Genomic DNA, 16641 nt, shown 5'->3' with positions numbered 1-16641 from the left:
CCGCCGACATGCCCCGGCATCAAGCCGGGGCATGGGCGAAGCCGGCCAGAGCAGCGGGCTGCACGGCACCGGCTGCGGCCGAGCCGTGCAGCAGTTCGGCCAGATCGTGGCCTCCGGCCCGCTCAGTGGTGGGAGTCGCTGCCGTGATGCGGTCCAGCCGGAAGCCCCGACCTGCCCGTCGCATGCGGCACCACGCGATGAGGTACCACCGGCCGCCGGCGGTGAGCAGTCCGGCCGGTTCCACCGTTCGGTCGCCTTCGCGTCCTGCCGCATCGACGTAGGACAGCCGCAGCACCGTGTGGGTGGCGAGGGCCTGTTCCACTGCGGCGCGGACCGCGGAGTGGGACGGCGGGGGCAGCGCAACGATCCGTGCGGCCAGGTCCCCGGCTGCCGCCGAGGCGGGGCCGGTCATCGACGCCGCGATCTTCTGGGCGGCCGTACGGGCCGCACCGGCGTACGGGGTACGGGCGTCGGCCGCGGCGAGGGCGACGGCCAGTGCCCAGGCTTCCTCGACGGTGAAGCGAACCGGCGGCAGGGTCATGGCCGGGTCGATCGACCAGCCCCCGCCCCGCCCGGGTGCGCTGCGCACCGGGACACCGGCCTCCATCAACACCTGGAGGTCGCGCTGCACCGTGCGCGTGCTCACCTCGAATCGCGCGGCGAGCTCCGCGACCGTCAGCTGCCGCGGCGCCGCTGCGCGCAACTCTTCCACCAGTGCATAGAGTCGGGCCGTGCGGTTCATGCCGGCGACGCTACCGTCCCGCGCTGGACAGGAAGTCCTGCTGGCGCTGCAGTTCCCGCTCCGTGACGGTGAGCGGGAACAGGGTGAAGCCGTGCATGGCGCCGGCAACGACGCCGAGCTCCACGGGTGCGCCCGCCGCCCGCCACCGCTGGGCCAGGAACAGCGAGTCGTCCATCAGCGGATCCTCGCTACCGACGACGATCCGTGCGGGCGGCAGGCCGACGAGATCGGCGAACAGCGGTGACACCTCGGGATCGCGACGTTGTTCCGCGTCCATGCCGGGCGTGAACGACTCGTAGGTCCGCCGCAGGGTGTCGGTATTGCTCAGCAGTCGCTTCGGGCCGAAGGATCGCTGGCTCGGTGTCATGGACAGGTCGTAGGGGCCGAACAGTAGGTGAGCCGCCCGGAACGCGCCGCGGATCCCGTGCCGGTCGCGCAGGCGCAGCAGCGTCACGACGCTCAGGTGGGCTCCGGCCGATTCACCGCCGATCAGCAGCCGTTCGGTACCGAACTCGGCCGCGGCGTGCTTCACCAGCCACAGCGCCGCCGCTTCGCAGTCGTCGGCTCCGGCGGGGAACGGGTGTTCCGGTGCGAGACGGTACTCCACGCTCACCACGGCCAGCCGGGCCCGCTCGGCGAGCAGCCACAGCCTTTCGTCCTGCCCGTCCGCGGAACCGAACGCCCAGCCGCCTCCGTGGATGTGCAAGAACACGCCGTCGACGCGGTCGGGCACGAAGACCCGTACCTTCACCCCGCCCTCGACCACGCGGTCCTGCCCGTGCGCCAGTCTCACCGGCGGAGTGTCGCCGCCCAGCCGGTTGCGCCGCAGGGCGGCCAGCAGAGCCGCGTCCGGCGTCCCCTCGCGCGCCGGTCGGCTCGCGGCAGCGGCCTCGAATTGCTCGTTGAACGCCAGGGTCTCGGCGAGGCAGTCCTCATCTGTGATCGTCATGCCCCAACGGTCACAGCCGTCCGCGACAACCCCCTGTCACCCTTTCCCGGTGAGCCGCGTCACACCCTGCGGCCGAGCCGCACCCGGCGTAGGTGGCGGCAGGGCGTTTCATCGAGTCAGAACCCGACCTTCCAGAGCTGGCGGCCCGGATCGGCACGCTGCTGGCCACGGTAGCGCCGGACGAAGCCCGGCAGCGCTTCATGCCCGACGACGCCCCGCCCTCCGTCCCCGAGATCTGCGCCGCCCTCGAACCGGTGGAGACGCACGGGGCCGCCCCGTTCCCGGCCCGGATCGCGGCGGACCGAGTCGTGTCCCTCCTCGGACCGGACGCCACCTGGTGGACCAACCACGACGCCGAATGCGGCGCCGTCGTCGCCGCCGTGCGGGCTCGTACGGCCTTCTCCGCCTTCACGCCGAGTGCGCCGAGCCGCCGGTGCTGCTCCTCGTTCAGCCGGCTCCGTTCCCGCCTCTGGGTGGTGAGCCAGCGGCCGATGTCGTCGCCGTGCCAAGGTCACCCCGGGCACGATGTCGCCGAGCCGCGCACCGGCCGCCAGGGCATACCGCAGGTAGGCGTGGTGGCGCTGCCAGTCCACCGTCCATCCGAGCGCGCTCGGGTTCCAGTCCTCGTCGATGGAGGCGAGGGCGTCGGCCCGCCGGCGGGCACGCTCCGGGTCCTTCCCCAGCCCGCCGGGCCTCCTGATGCTGGTCAACCACTGTCCCAGGGACCGGTCGAGGGCGGTGGCGTGCCGGGGCGCGGCGAGCGTGCAGTGGAGTTCGTAGTAGGCCCGCGCGGCAGCGAGATTGGTCTCGAACCCGGCATCGGCGATGTCCCAGACGATCCCCAGCCCCTCCAGCCCGCCCTCCCGCTCGCCGGTCATGGTCCCGGCCCGGAAGGCGCGGCGCTGGTCGGAGAGCCACCGCCCCAGCGGGTAGGCCCCCTCGGTGTGGTCGTAGGGGACCTCCGGCCCGCCCTCCCGCTCGCGGTAGCGCCACGCTGCCTCGACGCCCCTTCGCCAGTCTTGGCGTTCGGTGTTGAAGATCTGGTAGCTGATCCACTTCGCGATGAGCGCGGGGTCGCGGGGAGCGGCGAACCGGAGCAACAGCCGGGCCTCCTCCTCGCGCTCGCCGGGCGCCTGCCCGATCAACTGCGACGGCGCAACGACACGCATCTGGGCCTCTTGTGGAATGGCGAGCACTTCCACGGCGCGTTCATCGTGTGCCCGAAGCCCGTCCAGTACCCGAATCAACGGACCGTAGGACTGAGAAGAGAGAATGTCCTCCGGCTTTTCATCCGCCGCCAGTGGTGTTCACCGTCGTGCTGGTCCTGGCTGTGGTGATGCGGCTAGCTCCTTCGCGATGTCCGTACTGCCCCGCCCTGCGGCGAACATGGCGACTGCTTCCATCCGGACCCGCTCGCGAAACGCTTGCCTCTCCGCGGTCAGACCCCCCACCCTGCGGATGCCTCATGCACCCGGCATACCGCGACGATCACCGATCGTCAGCCCCTACGACAACCCGCCTTCAAGGTCAGTGACTATTCCCGCGGACCAAACCCACGTCCTAGACTGCGACCGCTCCAGGACTTGGCGATCACCGGGAGGGCGTGCGAGATGAAACGGGCACTGATCAGCGCATTGGCGGCCGTGGCGTTAGTCGTGTCCGGGGGGAGTGTCGCCACCGCTTCCGACGGCGCTCCGCCGCGCACGACGCACGGCCCTTGCCAGTACACACAGACCCCGGACGAGCCGCCGGCGCGCTCTGTTCCGCTGCCGCCTGACCCGCGGCGCACCCCCAGTCGTGGCACGGTTGATACGGCTGTTCCGACTAGCCAGGGCCCGCTCCCGCTGCACTTGGACCGGGCCAAGGCGCCGTGCACGGTCCAGAGTTTCCTGCACCTGGCACGGCATGGGTTCTACGACCGTACGGTGTGCCACCGTCTGACGGCGTACCCGACGCTGAAGGTCCTGCAGTGCGGCGACCCGACCGGTACCGGTGAGGGCGGGCCCGGGTACAAGTACAAGGACGAGCTGCCGGTGGACCTGCCGCCGGCACCGACCGATCCGACCGGCGCGCGCCGCCTCTATGGGCGCGGCCTGCTGGCGATGGCCAACGCCGGTCCGGAAACGAACGGTTCACAGTTCTTCGTCGTTTACGGCGATTCCGCGCTGCGACCGAACTACACGGTGTTCGGCACGGTCGGCGCCGACGGCCTGACGACACTCGACAAAGTCGCCGCCGGAGGCATCGAACCGACCGCGGAGGACCCTGCACCGGTCGACGGCACACCCGTGCTGCGGACCGAGCTGCTCCGCGTCCGGCCGTCCTGCCAGCATTGACGCACCGTGGCGTGGCCACGTCCTCGATGAGCGTGCTTGGCGTCTGTGGCCGCCCCAGGCGGATTACGCCCGGCCGGGTGAAGCGTCTGGGTGCGGAAGCGGAGGGCTCCGGACCTTGTGCCCGGACTACGCGAAGCGCCCAAGGCGCAACCAGTGGACTCCGTACGGTGCTGCCCATGGACATCGCACCCATTGCGACATCGTGGGTGGTTGTCCAGCAAGCCCCAGCCGGTGTCTTCCGGGCGGTGTTCGGTTTTGGGCGGGTCAGGCCAGCGAGGGGCGGCTCGCGGGGACAGTCTGGTGCGGTGTAGGTGGTGTCACCGGGATGAGTTGAGCTGGACAGGGAGACGCGGTTGTCGCTGAGGGGGAGGGCAGTTGCGGTATCCGTGGCTCGGTGAGCTGGGGTGTTGCAGGTCGTGTGAGAACGGTGTTTACGGCGTCAGTCGCGTCTTGACCTGGGGTTGTTGCGGCTTGGTTGAGAATCATGCTGGTGTTGCAGATGGCGTCTGGGTCTAAAGGAACGAGGCGCATTTCGTGCTTTTCAGGGTTTCTGTGTAGTTCAGTAGGTAATAGGTGGTCAGGGTGTGGGTTCGGAGTTGGTGGGTTTCGGGACGCGGCGGCTCGATCAGTCCGTAAGCCCGCGCCGGGCCGCACGACTCGTTCCTGGTCTGCGACGGACACCGGTTCACTGGTAGGGCTTGAAGGCGTTGAGGTTGGACGGCCGGCCCTGCCACTGCCCGTGGAACAGGTCCTCCGGGGTGGCTGCGTCGGCCAAGAGTTTGACGGTGCGGGAGGTCATACGGAGTTGGCGGCCGATCGCCCCTCCGGCTGAGCCCGGCTGTCAGCAGTTTGTGGACAGTCGCGTGCTTGACGCGGGCGGTCAGCGAAGCGGTGTCCCCGTGGCTAGGGCGAGCCGGACGGATCTTCGAACTTCTCCGGCTCGGGGGCAGGCTGGGCCGGATCCGGCGCCAGCACCCGCTGGCATCCACCTTGGTCTGCGACACAACGTTCTGCAGCCTCGCTCAGGTTGTGCCAAAGATGCCACCGGTCCGCCACCTGCACTGCCTGGGGCGCCCCGGCCGTGACGCCTTCGGCGAAGAACGGTGCACGATCGCGGCAGACCACCTCCACCCCGGGCCGTTTCGCGAGCCACCCAGGCTGGAAGCCTCCCGGTCGGGCAGTAGGTCCACCGGCCTACGGCTTTCGACATCGACCAGGACGGTCCCGTAATGGCGGCCTTTACGGGTCGCGTACTCATCGACGCCAACCACGCGCGGGGCCGGAACTTCAGGGTCGGGCAAGGCTTCGACCAGCGTCAGCACCGTGCTGCGGCTGACGGCCACGCCGAAGACTCTCGCCAAGCGGGCACCGGCCCGGCCAGCGAGCGCGAGGCCGACCGCGGCCAGCGTCGACCGCAGGCGCTCTGTCCGCCGGCCATACCGACGGGTCAAGCCCGGCAGCTGTTCGGCGAAGGTCCGCCGCCCGCACGAGATGACCGGGCAGAGCAACCGGCGGACGCGTAAACAGAGAGCGACTCGTCTGCCTCCGCTGGGGACATCAGCGGGAAAGCGCAGGTAGGAGCAGTGGATCCGCCGCAGCTCCCGCATCCGGGACAGATGGCCCAGCCACCGGGCTTCGGGCCTCGATGTGTATTGCCTCGTCGTTCACGGCCACGGAGAGCACCACCACGTCGGCGTTCGACGGGAACAGCAACTCCTCCAGCCGGAGCACCACTTCTTCCACGGGCCGAATTGTCAGCCACACCGCACCCGGTACGGCTCAATTTCGGGCATCTCCCTCAGGGCCCACTCGCCCGACAATCGTCACTCAGAGTGCATGCTCCACGGAATGTGAGCCAGAACCCGAGAACTGACAGAGCCGGGCCCATCCTTCCCGCATGGCCGTCAGTGAAGCGTGATGGGCTCCTTGATCTTGATCTTCGCGTGGCGCCCCGTTCATGATCGTCTTATGAGTCAGCACTCGGTAACCTTGGACAAGATCGTTTTGGAGGACTGGCCGGCCGTTCACTCGTGGGCGTGCCTCCCGGAGGTGTGCCGCTATCAGTCCTGGGGGCCGAACACAGAGGTCCAGACACAGGACTTCGTGGACTCCGCGGTCAAGGCCTGGTCGGCCACCCCTCAGCGCCGGTTCCCCTATGTCGCCCGCGTCGGGCGGGATGTGGTGGGCATGGGTGAGCTGCACGTCCGCAGCCATAAGCAGCGCCAGGGCGAGATCTCATACATCGTGCATCCCCGGGTATGGGGGCAGGGCATCGGCACGAAAATCGGTCGGCAGCTACTCGCGCACGGGTTCGGCGAGCTGGGGCTTCATCGGATCCATGCCACCTGTGACCCGAGGAATCTCGGCTCCTCCCGAGTGCTGTCCAAGATCGGTATGACGCATGAGGGACGCCTGCGCCACACGGCCCTGCTCCACGATGGCTGGCGAGACTCCATGATCTTCAGCAGCCTCGAAGAGGAATGGCGCTCCACTGCGTAACCCCGCCAGCCGGGTGCTGTCGTTTCTCGTGAACATCGACCTCGGCGCCGACCGGGCGCCTTCCAAACCCGTGAACATCTGGCTTCACAACGCGGGCTCTGGCTCAACTTCCGTGCTGAGTGACGCTCCGTTACGGCTGGACGTCGAAGAGGGCGATGGAAGGTGGCGGCGGGGCAAGCACTGCGCGGAGGCGCGTGAGTATGGCTCGCCACTGCTTCCAGTCCTCCGGGTCGACCCAGTTTGAGGCTGGCCCGTCCTTGTCGCTGGCGATGCGGGCGAGGGCTTCGTTGGCGAGTGCCCGAAGGTCGGAAGGGAACAGGGGCATAGGTGTTTCCGGACCGTAGGACATGTCGACGGGTTCGCCTCCTGGGCATTGCGCCGCGATGAGTGCAGCGGCGGCCACCGCCTCTTCTGCTTCCGTGAGATAGCCGGTGGTGTCGATCGTCCGGATGAGGACGCCTCGGATCAGAGATTCGCGCGCCTCGGGCTCGGCGTCGTCGAGCGCGTTAGCGAAGTCCGCGGCTGTGTCGTTGTCGAAGGGGCCGGTATCCCAGGTGCCCATGCTGATCTCCTTGCGTATGGTCGCCCGGATCCTCGCATCAGGCACTGACAACACGATTACGGGGCGAGCAGGACCCGTTTGCGAAGAAGGTTGAAGCCTGCGCGGCCGAACATCTGGCGCTTGAGCATCTTGATCCGGTTGACGTGGCCTTCGACGACTCCGGAGTTCCAGGGCAGGGTGAGGCCGGCGATGACGGCATCGCGGTCTCGGTCGATGCCGGCGGCGAGGGTGTGGAGGCTGGGCAGGTCGTCCTGCCGGACGGCTTCGAGCCAGTCCGGAAGTCGTTCGCCTTGGCGCTCGGTGAGCATGGTCGCGAAGGACCGGACGTGGCGGGTCAGAGCGTCGAGCTCGGGGCAGTGTGTCCGGACGGACTTGAGTCGGATCTGCTCGGACTCGGTGAGGGTGGCCGGGCGGCGAAGGATCCATCCGGCGACCGTTCGGGGCGAGGGCGGCCGTGCGGTCACCGGCTGTGGTGAGGTGCGTTTGTCGTGCAGGTAGGCGCGGACGCGCTGGTAGCTGCCTTTGTAGCCGAGAGGCAGGATCTCCTCCCAGAGTTTCCAGGCGTTGGTGCAGCCCTCGTTCCAGCGGTCGTCCAGGTAGGGCTTGTAGTCGTCGAGAACGGAGGGCCGGTTCTGCCATTGGCCGGTGAACAGGTCCTCCGGCTTCGCGACGTTGGCGAACTGTTTGACGGTCCGCCAGGTCATCCCGAGTTGTCGCTGGATCGAGCGTTGGCTGTGCCCTGCCTTCAGCAGGGCGTGCACGGCTGCGTGCCGGGACCGGGTCCGGTCGGCGAACCGGTGCCCGCGTGGCCATGGCGACCCGGTCTGGCCCACGGTCGGGACTGTCACAGGCTGGGGCTCAGGTGACGCGGGTGTCAGAACCTGCAGGCAGCGGCGATGCTGGGCAACACTCCGCTCGGCGGCTTCGCTCAGGTTGTGCCAGAGGTGCCACCTGTCCGCGACCTGGACCGCCTGCGGCGCTCCGGCGGCGGCGCCCTCGGCAAAGAACGGTGCCCGATCCCGGCAGACCACCTCAACGCCTGGCCGCTGGGCGAGCCACGCCGCCAGACTGGATGCCTCCCGATCTGGGAGAAGATCGATTGGACGGCGGGTTTCGATGTCCACGAGGACGGTGCCGTAGTGGCGGCCCTTGCGGGTGGCGTACTCGTCGACGCCGACCACCCGCGGCGCCGGTACTTCCGGCTCGGGCAGCGCGTTGACCAGGCGCAAGACAGTGCTCCGGCTCACGGACACGCCAAGGACGTCGGCCAACCGGGCGCCGGCCCGGCCGGCCAGGGCGAGACCGAGTGCCGCGAGGGTCGAGCGCAGTCGTTCCGTGCGCTGACCGTGCCTGCGGGTCAGGCCGGATATCTGCTCCACGAAGGTCCGGCGCCGACACAAGGTCGTCCGGCACCGGAACCGCCGGACGCGAAGCTGCAGCACGACCCTTCGCCCTGCGCTGGGCACGTCGGCAGGAAACCGCAGGTAGGAACTGTGAACGTGGGTCGACCAGGCCCCGCATTCCGGGCAGGCGGCGCCAGTCGTGGTGCACTTCGCGTCAACACGCACTATCGCGATGTTCACGTCCACCGACAGCACTGCGACGTTCGCGATCGACGGGAACAACAGCTCCTTCAGTCGGACCACGACCTCTTCCACAGCCCCGTACTGTCAGCCCAACTGCCCTGACCACGGCTCATTTTCGGGCGACTTCGAGCACTGCCCGTCGACGCTCAGCTGTCACTGAGAGTTGCTACTGCACGGAAGTTGCGCCAGAACCACTTCACGTGAACGAAGCCAGCGGGAAGGAAGTCCGTCCGGTCGCGTGATGGCACCGTTGTTGCGGTCAGGGCTTGCTGGGAATCATCCGTTCATGACGAGCTACGTGCCCTCGCCTGATGAGGTGTCCGCCGCGCTGACCGCAAACGGTGGCTGGACCAAGAGGCAGCTTGCCGAGTGGGGAGTGCCGTGGCCTCCTCCGTCCGGCTGGCGCAAGCACCTGGAGGCGAAGTGGAACGGCGAAGACGTCGCCCCGTTACCGCGCCAGGAACCTGACCAGGACACGCTGTTCTGACGGTCGCCGGCTGCGGTTCGGCGAGGCCCATCCCTTCAGGGGTGGACCTCCTTGCTGTGTGCGGCAGGGGGCCGCACTTTAGATCTCCTCGGTGAACGGTGCGCAGCGTGAAAGGGGGGTGCTTTCCGAGGGCGCAGTCTGGATCATTGGCGGATGAGCGATGAGCACAGGCCGGATGATGAAGCCGACGACAAGGATTGCGGGGAGGACGCAGGACTCGAGAGCAATGAGGGCCCGGACCTGTCGGGTATGTACGCGGCTGAGGTCTGGGTCAAGTCCATCAGCGAAATGCTCCGCCCTTTCCTCGCATACACCCAGCAGATGGAGTCCACGGGCAGGGCAGTCGCCCGCACTGTCGGCCCTGCCCTTCAGGCTGTTGTGCGCTCACAGCGGGAGATACCGGCTATGACCGGCCCCGTCCTGGCCCTCCAGAGCCAGGTGCGCGACCTGTACGACTGGGATCGACGGATCCGTGATGCGGTCAGCAGCATCTCGCTTCCGCGTACGCTGCTGGACCAGCTCTCGGCCACGGCCTCGTTGTTCCTTCCCTCGAACCTCAGCGGGCTTTCTACCGACGAGCTTCTCGGGATCCTGGACTTGTGCGAGCAAGACGGTCTATCCCTGGCATGGGCCCCTCGGGCCTCGATCGTCGGTGGACTCCTCTCGCTCAATGCACGAGAGGAGCGTGGGGCTTTCCTCTCTGGACACCGCGACGAAGTTCTTGACGACATTGAGGCGAGTCTGCAGAACGTCACTCATCCCAGGCTCGCTGGTGTGTCGGTCATCCTGCATGCCGCTGTCCGAGCGGCGCGGGTCGGTTCCGACGAAGGCGCCCAGGCGCTGGCGGGCAATGTGCTGGAGACCGCCATGAAGGGGCATGGCAATGCCTGGATCAGGAGATCGTTTCCCCAAGCTGAATATCGGGGAACGGGGCACCACCTCACCATCGCCGGCGCGCTGAGTGACTCGGACCCGTGGACGGACCTGACGCTGCGGCAGTTCAAGCACTTCCTCGTGCTGGTGGGCATGAACAAGGCTTTTGCCCCGGGGGCCACACAGGACACCTTCAACCGTCATCTCGGAGCCCACCAAGCATCGCCCGACTCCTACAGGCTGGAGTTCGTCCTACCGTCGCTTCTCCTCTCCCACTCCCTTCTGCGGGCCTTGGATGAGGATCTGGAGCGCCTGGAGGACGGGCTGGACCGACAAGGTTGACCCGATCGATACGAGGGCCGCGGGTCGCCGCTTCGGGCTGTGGTGGCGGAACTTGTATGGAGCGTGTCACAGCCTGGGTGAATCCTGTCTGCGGTGGTCGGTTGACGCGTAATACTCCCGGGATCATCCGATGGGACGCGGGAGAAGAGTTGGCAGCCAATTCGCGGTACGGCGGCTTATCCGGCCATGAGGCCAGGGAGCTGCAGGACAGGGTTTGGGCGGACGAGCGTGATCTTGCCTGGAAGAAGAGGCGTACTCGGCGGGTTAGGACTGCATTGGCGTTGGCGGTGTTGGCTGTCCCGGGGCTGGTGGTGTGGTCCGCGGTGTTCTCCGGCCAGCATCAGTGGCTGATGGCGGGCCGTGCCGTCTTATGGGTGGTCTTAGGCGGCTCGGTTCTGTTTCTGCTGATTACTGCGTTTCAGCATCTGTGGAAGACCAACCGGCTGGAAGCCCCTCTCGGTCTGTTGGTCCATCCGGTTCGCGATCGGTTCAAGCTTCCGATGGCGGAGCTGCAGGATCGTCTGGATGTGAACCGGACGGCTCTGCGGCGGGTGGGCGCGCTGACGCCGGTGTCTCTGCGGGAGCAGCGGGGGATGTACCGGGAGGAACTTGCGGAGGTCATCGAGAACTACCAGGCGGAGAGCCGCAAGTACCGGCGGGTCCACAACGGTCTGCAGTCTCTGATCATGGTCGGGTCGACGACGATCACCACGGTCGCGGCGCTGGACGCGAAGGAGTGGAACTGGCAGACGATCATGGTCATCGCGCTCGGGTTCTGCGTCACGCTCGCGAGCACGTTCACCGGCTACTACAAGTACCGGGAGCGCAGTTACTTCCTGCAGCAGACAGCGGATGCGATCGAGGAGGAAGCCAACGCGGTCGCGCTGGGTGTGGGGGAGTACAGCGTGTTTGGTGAGGACGAGCAGGACCAGGCGCTGGCGAAGTTCACGCAGCGGGTGGAGACGTTGCGCAATGAGCAGCGGCGGCGCCAGCAGCAGCTCGATCAGCCAGCCGAGCACACTCCTGTGCAGGGGGCTTCGGGTGTGTAGCGAGACCTGTCGTCTTCTGGACCAATACAACAGGCCTCGCTGTGGTGGTCGGGGAGAGCTCTCAGGCCTTGGCTCTCCTCACAGGTCTGCTACTCCCTACTGTCGCGGATAGCCTGGGCTACGTCGAGCAAGGCGTAAGCGATGGCGGCGAGCCCCTCACCGACCGCCTTGGTTTGTTCGTCCTCTCCATCCCGATACTTGGCCTTGATGGCCAGATCTTCAGCCTGGTCTCGCAAGTAGCTCATGTGTCCCCCTCTGCCGTGACTGAGCAGAGATCCCTGCCCGCAGTAGAGCGTGGGCAAGCCAGGAACCGCCGCGTGCCTCTTTGATCGGTTGGTCAGTTGATCGGATGCGTCCGTCCGATAAGTGCTCACCCGACGGCAGCCCATTCCAGACCGCTCACAAACGGCTGTCAGGTAGGGCGTCGACGGAACCGGGGAGATAGCCTTCGCCACTGTCCTGGCAGCAGCAGACGCTGACGATGAGATCAACCGGACGGTTTCAGTAAACTCCACGGTCGTCCGGGCCCATCAGGGTGCGGTCTGGGCACGTACAAGAGGCAGCTCGATCGGGTGAGCCCGCCGATCATGCTCTCGGACGCTCCCCCGCGGGGGGCTGAGCGCCAAGGTCCACCTGGCCCCCACAGCGGCGGCTCGGGAGACGCGGGGCGAGGGCATTCACACGACGCTGCAGCTGGATCTCGTTCAGCCCATCGACTCGAGCGCGGCTCTCCACCACTCGACGGCCTATGGCGGACAGTCCTACGGCGAGGATGAGCTCATCCGCGCGAAAAACGTCGCGGAGGCCGTCGGAGCTCCGCCGACAATGACCCCGGCACAGATGGCCTCGGCGAGAAGGCGCTGTGTTCTCGCCAGGTATGTGCCGTCTGTCGGTTGTTTCCAGCCTTGTCGGCTTGGGCTGGCTGGGCGAGGCGTAGCATCCGCTGGTTCTGTCACTGCGGGGGAGGGCGGATCCGTTGGAGACGCAGCTGGAGGTCTGGTACGCGAAGGCTGAGCATTTCTTCTCTGCGCCGGACCCGGGATCTGTCTACTTGCGGTGCGCGAGTTCTTCTCTCAGTACGGCGAAGTCTGCTCGGCTTCTGGGGAAGCGCGAGGGGGTCAGCCGCTCTGCGGTGCTGGTGCGTATGTGCGCTGAGCCGTATCGCGGGCAGGTCATGGGCCGGTGTGCTGATGACTTGCGCACCCGGGCACGCTTCGAGAGGGCCTGTGCCGAGTTAGCTGAGGCCGCGAGTGCTTACGAGCGTGCGGTGGACGAAGCGGAGTGGGACTGGCGGCCGGTGTGCCTGCTGTTGGCCGGCGCCCTCGTCGCTCTACTGGTGTTTGGCGGGCCGTGGATTTCGCCGATCTTGCTGCTGCTGGCGGCGGGGGTGCTTGCCTGGTTGCACTCGCGGGGCAGCAGCGCGTTGGTGAACCTGCTGGAGTGTTTGCGGGCCGGGGTTCGGAAACTCAGCTGGGTCGCTTGTCGGATCAGCGCGGGGGTCTCCGCCATGGAGTGGGCCGAGACGCTGCAGAGGGAGGGGACGGGGCCTTCGGTTGATGCAGTGGTCCGGGAGATGCTGGGGGAGGACCCTGACTCCCTTCTTGTCCGTGGCGATCATGAGGATGGTCTGCGAACGCCTCGGGCTGCGCATTACCTGGTGGAGAACGCTGCGTGGCTGCAGCTGAAGCGCAAGGTGCAGCAGATCGAGGGTGGGACCATCGCCGTCTGTGGTCCGCGGGGGTCGGGAAAGACGACTCTGTTGGAGGCGGCGGTCCGGCAGGCGGATTTCGGGGTGCTTGCTCAGGCGCCTGCGTCGTACACGCCTCACGACTTCCTGGTGTCGCTCACGGTGCGCTTGTGCCAGACCTATATCCGCGACAGTGGCAAGGTAGTTCCGGAGTTCACTCGGCTTTCGCCTCTCGACCGGCTGGGACGGCGGATCAAGGCCGGCGTGAGGCGTGTGGGGCGGTGGGGTGTCTTCGCTCTGCCGGCCGCCGCGCTAGTGGTGGCGGGTTCAGCGGCGTCGGTGCGGTCCGTGTACTCGCAGAATGCCGGTGCGGGGGCTCATCTGGTGAGCGTGGTTGCCGACCGTGTGAGTCGTGGCGGGGAGCAGATCTGGCAGGGGCATTCAGTCTTCACCAGTGTGCTGGTGGCTGTCGCAGGTCTCGTGTGGTGGCGGGCCCGGCGCCGGGCCGGGGTGGTGCATGTGCTGCTCCAGGCTCCGCTGGTCTTAGGCGGTGTGGTGGGTTTCCTGCTGGTCGCGGCGTGTGTCCGCGACCTGGTCACCGATGAGCAGATCCGTCAGGTACTTCGCCAGGTCGAGTTGTCGACCCTTCTCAGCCTGGGCTTCGCCGTGCTGGTTCTGACAGTCTGTCGCGCTGCTCAGGAGTCGGAGGTGGAGTTCACTTGGGGCGCCTGGGACATCTCGGCCCGAGGCGTCTTCCGCCCTGTCACGTACCTCGTCAGCGGCTTGATTGTCCTTCTTCTCCTGCGCAACGAGCAGGTCCACGCGCTGCTGGCGGACTCCGAGAATCCCTTGCGGCTGGCAGGCTTGGTGGTTGCAGCTCTGCTGTTCAAGATCGCCCTGTGGAAACCTCGCCCGGCAGAGTCCGTTCTCGTTGCACGCTGCCAGGACTACCTGTACCGGCTGCAGACCGTTCAGTCCTCCTCCAGCGCCCTCAACACCAGTGCCGCGGCTCAGTTGGTGACTCTGGGTACCGCTCACACGTCCTCCCTGTCGACGGTGCCCCTGAGTTTTCCGGAACTGGTCGATGACTTCCGTCGGCTGCTGGGACTGATCGCTGCGGAGAAGGCCAGCCAGGGCAAGTACGTGGTGATCGCCATCGACGAGGTGGACCGGCTGGGCTCCGATACGAAGGCACTGGCGTTCCTCAGCGAGATCAAGGCAGTCCTGGGCGTGCCTGATGTCTACTACCTGATCTCGGTCGCGGAGGACGTCGGCGCTACCTTCGTACGCCGCGGTCTGCCGCACCGTGACGTGACCGACAGCTCCCTGGACGACATCCTTCACGTGCAGCCCAGCACCCTGACCGAGTCCCAGCAGATTCTCTCCGCCCGGTCGGAGACGTTGACCGGCCCGTACACAGCGCTGGCCCACGCATTGTCGGGCGGCGGGCTACGCGACCTTCTGCGCTACGGACTGCAGATCATGGAGATGCAGGACAAGTCCCAGTCCAACGAGCTGACCGAGATCTCCCGCCACCTCATCCTGGAAGAGCTCTCCGAAACACTGGCCGGCTTTCGGACCCTGCTGAGCAAGCACCAGTTCTCCCCGCACACGAGCCCCATCCTCGGGTCGTTCGGTGCCCTCGTCCGCGACCTTCAGCTCCCCTGCCCGTGCGCTGCGCTCAGTTTGCAGCCGAGCCTGGAGCGGTTCGCGTTCTACGGGTCGGCTGAGCGCCCTGGTGCGCCGACCGGCTTTGAGCTCGTCGACACCACGCGCCAGCTCATCGACGAGGCCTCTGCGTACGCGTACTTCTCGCTGACCTTGCTCGACATCTTCAGCAGCAGCGGTCTAGACCGGCGTACCGCTCTGGCTGCAGCGTTCGGCCGCGAGGGCGACCTTCAGCGGCTGGCCGACGCCCGGCAGGAACTGGGGATCTCCCCGTACAGCGCGCGGACGCTGCTGGACGGTATCCGGGCGGCATGGACGTTGCCTCTGCAGCCAAGGGGCAACGGGAGTATCCCTCTTCAGCGGGCGGGTGACTGCTCCATCCACACAGCCTGACGACTTCCGCGGGGAGTGGCTGGCATCCACGGCCCGGGTTCCAGCAGCAGCTTCACCAGCCGTGTTCCTGGAGAGCCGGTAGCTACAACCGCCCTCGGCACGGTGGACTCCTCCATGGTCGGCATCCCCTACCTCCCCCTGGACGGACCCGTACGACGAGGTGAGCTGGGAGCGCCGTGACGTCGTCATGACCCACTGGCACGACCGCTCGGCTCGGTGGACTTCGAGTATCGCAACGGCGAGCTCCCCGACTGCTAGACCGGTCAACGCGGTCAACATCGTCACCAACAGATCTTTCGGCGGCGCTGTCGGCACGCTGTCTTCTTCCTGTCCGTCATCGACTCCATGGAGTCGATGACGGACAGGTACAAGGAAGAGGGCATGACTTCAAGAGCGGCTCCGGCACCGGCCTGGCCTTCTCTCGCATGCGTTCCTCCCTGAAGGAAGAAAATCCGCGCCCTGCGCCGACGGGGCTTCGAGATGGACCTCGGCGACGACGACATCACGTCGGTCCAGTGCCAGAACCCCAACAGCTCCCCCGCGTGAACGACGTGTTCATGACGGCCGTCGAGAACGGCACCGAGTCCAGCCTGCGCGCCCGCACGACCGGCGAGGTCATCGAGAAAGTCGACGGCAAGGCTCTCTTCCTGAACGACAACGGGGTAGGCAACAAGTCCTTCTATGCCACGCGCTTCGCCAAGGTCGTCGAGCTCGTCATCACCGCGATGGACATCTCCATCTGCTTCGCGGACTTCCCGACGCAGAAGATCGGCGAGAACACCCGAGCCTTCCGCCAGCTCGGCATCGGCTACGCCAACCTCGCCACGTGAAAGATCCCGGCTCGCCATTCGACTACCCAAGCAGAGCATCCTTAGCCGCACGCTCGGTCTGTGCTCATCCATGTCGGGTGCTCAGGACGCGGCCGAGGAACTGCGCGGCAGGCTCGACAACCCGATCCCCCTCCAGGGCGAGGGGACGCTGGGAGAGCTGATCAAGGCGTTCGCGGCAGAACCGAAGACCTGTCTGTTCGGGGCGCTGTCGCTCTGGCAGGGCGTGGACGTGCCCGGTCCCAGCTGCCAGCTCGTGATCATGGACCGCATCCCGTTCCCGCGCCCGGACGATCCGCTGATGAGCGCCCGGCAGAAGTCGGTAGAGGAGCACGGCGGCAACGGCTTCATGGCTGTCGCGGCCACGCACGCGGCGCTGCTGATGGCCCAGGGTGCCAGCCGGCTCGTACGGGCTTCCGGCGACCGGGGCGTCGTCGCGGTCCTGGACCCCCGGTTGTCCACGGGCCGGTACGGGAGCTTCCTGCGGGCCACGCTGCCGGACTTCTGGTACACCACGGACCGCAACCAGGCGGTGGCCGCCAGCTTGACTTGGTCCTACCAGCAGGCCGGGATGCGGCTCAGCGAAGGAAGCCCTTGCGCTCGTGAGCCATGAACTGGCGCTAGTCAACCGCTCCCGCACA

Annotated in this window: 14 protein-coding genes and 2 pseudogenes; 8 read left to right on the top strand and 8 right to left on the bottom strand. The window is 67.1% G+C overall.

Annotated features, from left to right (window positions below):
- Positions 1-19: 19 nt before the first annotated feature.
- The 3 genes from OHA65_RS36260 to OHA65_RS36250 form a co-directional block, all read right to left on the bottom strand.
- Entirely contained in the window at positions 20-742 is a 723-nt protein-coding gene (locus OHA65_RS36260; protein ID WP_328765457.1) for a WYL domain-containing protein, read from the bottom strand.
- A gap of 10 nt (positions 743-752) precedes the next feature.
- On the bottom strand, positions 753-1691 hold the full coding sequence (locus OHA65_RS36255; RefSeq protein WP_327286090.1) for an alpha/beta hydrolase: 939 nt from the start codon (positions 1689-1691) through the stop codon (positions 753-755).
- Between the two features lie 116 nt (positions 1692-1807).
- The gene (locus OHA65_RS36250) at positions 1808-2860 is read right to left on the bottom strand and encodes a helicase associated domain-containing protein (RefSeq protein ID WP_405763528.1); all 1053 of its coding nucleotides are present in this window, start codon (positions 2858-2860) and stop codon (positions 1808-1810) included.
- A 441-nt stretch (positions 2861-3301) separates the two neighbouring features.
- Here OHA65_RS36250 and OHA65_RS36245 point away from each other — a divergent pair, with 441 nt between their 5' ends.
- Positions 3302-4027: a peptidylprolyl isomerase gene (locus OHA65_RS36245; protein WP_327286088.1), complete on the top strand. Its 726-nt coding sequence runs from the start codon at positions 3302-3304 to the stop codon at positions 4025-4027.
- A gap of 903 nt (positions 4028-4930) precedes the next feature.
- Here the strand turns inward: OHA65_RS36245 and OHA65_RS36240 are convergent.
- Positions 4931-5152: a hypothetical protein gene (locus OHA65_RS36240; protein WP_327286540.1), complete on the bottom strand. Its 222-nt coding sequence runs from the start codon at positions 5150-5152 to the stop codon at positions 4931-4933.
- A 432-nt stretch (positions 5153-5584) separates the two neighbouring features.
- Positions 5585-5770, bottom strand: coding sequence for a hypothetical protein (locus tag OHA65_RS36235; protein ID WP_327286087.1), 186 nt, complete (start codon positions 5768-5770; stop codon positions 5585-5587).
- Positions 5771-5995: 225 nt separating this feature from the next.
- Here OHA65_RS36235 and OHA65_RS36230 point away from each other — a divergent pair, with 225 nt between their 5' ends.
- Complete coding sequence (locus OHA65_RS36230) at positions 5996-6526, top strand: GNAT family protein (RefSeq protein ID WP_327286086.1); 531 nt, start codon at positions 5996-5998, stop codon at positions 6524-6526.
- A 130-nt stretch (positions 6527-6656) separates the two neighbouring features.
- Here the strand turns inward: OHA65_RS36230 and OHA65_RS36225 are convergent, their stop codons facing one another.
- A complete protein-coding gene (locus OHA65_RS36225) occupies positions 6657-7088 on the bottom strand; it encodes a DUF4259 domain-containing protein (protein WP_331736235.1) in 432 nt (143 codons plus the stop codon).
- 56 nt (positions 7089-7144) lie between these two features.
- The gene (locus OHA65_RS36220) at positions 7145-8746 is read right to left on the bottom strand and encodes an ISL3 family transposase (protein ID WP_327286084.1); all 1602 of its coding nucleotides are present in this window, start codon (positions 8744-8746) and stop codon (positions 7145-7147) included.
- 214 nt (positions 8747-8960) lie between these two features.
- On the opposite strand from OHA65_RS36220, the gene OHA65_RS36215 reads away from it, so the two are divergent.
- The 3 genes from OHA65_RS36215 (at position 8961) to OHA65_RS36205 (ending at position 11425) form a co-directional block, all read left to right on the top strand.
- On the top strand, positions 8961-9161 hold the full coding sequence (locus tag OHA65_RS36215) for a hypothetical protein (RefSeq protein ID WP_327286083.1): 201 nt from the start codon (positions 8961-8963) through the stop codon (positions 9159-9161).
- Between the two features lie 153 nt (positions 9162-9314).
- Positions 9315-10376: a hypothetical protein gene (locus OHA65_RS36210; protein ID WP_327286082.1), complete on the top strand. Its 1062-nt coding sequence runs from the start codon at positions 9315-9317 to the stop codon at positions 10374-10376.
- Between the two features lie 149 nt (positions 10377-10525).
- On the top strand, positions 10526-11425 hold the full coding sequence (locus OHA65_RS36205) for a DUF4231 domain-containing protein (protein WP_327286081.1): 900 nt from the start codon (positions 10526-10528) through the stop codon (positions 11423-11425).
- 89 nt (positions 11426-11514) lie between these two features.
- On the opposite strand, the gene OHA65_RS36200 is transcribed toward OHA65_RS36205, so the two are convergent.
- Positions 11515-11670: a hypothetical protein gene (locus tag OHA65_RS36200; protein ID WP_327286080.1), complete on the bottom strand. Its 156-nt coding sequence runs from the start codon at positions 11668-11670 to the stop codon at positions 11515-11517.
- 1022 nt (positions 11671-12692) lie between these two features.
- Between OHA65_RS36200 and OHA65_RS36195 the strand changes: the two genes are divergently transcribed.
- From OHA65_RS36195 to OHA65_RS36185, 3 genes and pseudogenes are all read left to right on the top strand, one after another.
- Complete coding sequence (locus tag OHA65_RS36195) at positions 12693-15173, top strand: hypothetical protein (RefSeq protein ID WP_331736233.1); 2481 nt, start codon at positions 12693-12695, stop codon at positions 15171-15173.
- A 160-nt stretch (positions 15174-15333) separates the two neighbouring features.
- Positions 15334-15994: pseudogene (locus OHA65_RS36190) on the top strand (hypothetical protein); the annotation flags it as partial.
- 52 nt (positions 15995-16046) lie between these two features.
- Positions 16047-16613 (top strand): annotated as a pseudogene (locus OHA65_RS36185) (ATP-dependent DNA helicase); the annotation flags it as partial.
- Positions 16614-16641: the final 28 nt, after the last annotated feature.

It is taken from the genome of Streptomyces sp. NBC_00045, from assembly GCF_045041095.1.
Lineage (GTDB): Bacteria > Actinomycetota > Actinomycetes > Streptomycetales > Streptomycetaceae > Streptomyces.
This window is presented reverse-complemented; position numbering and strand designations above follow the sequence as displayed.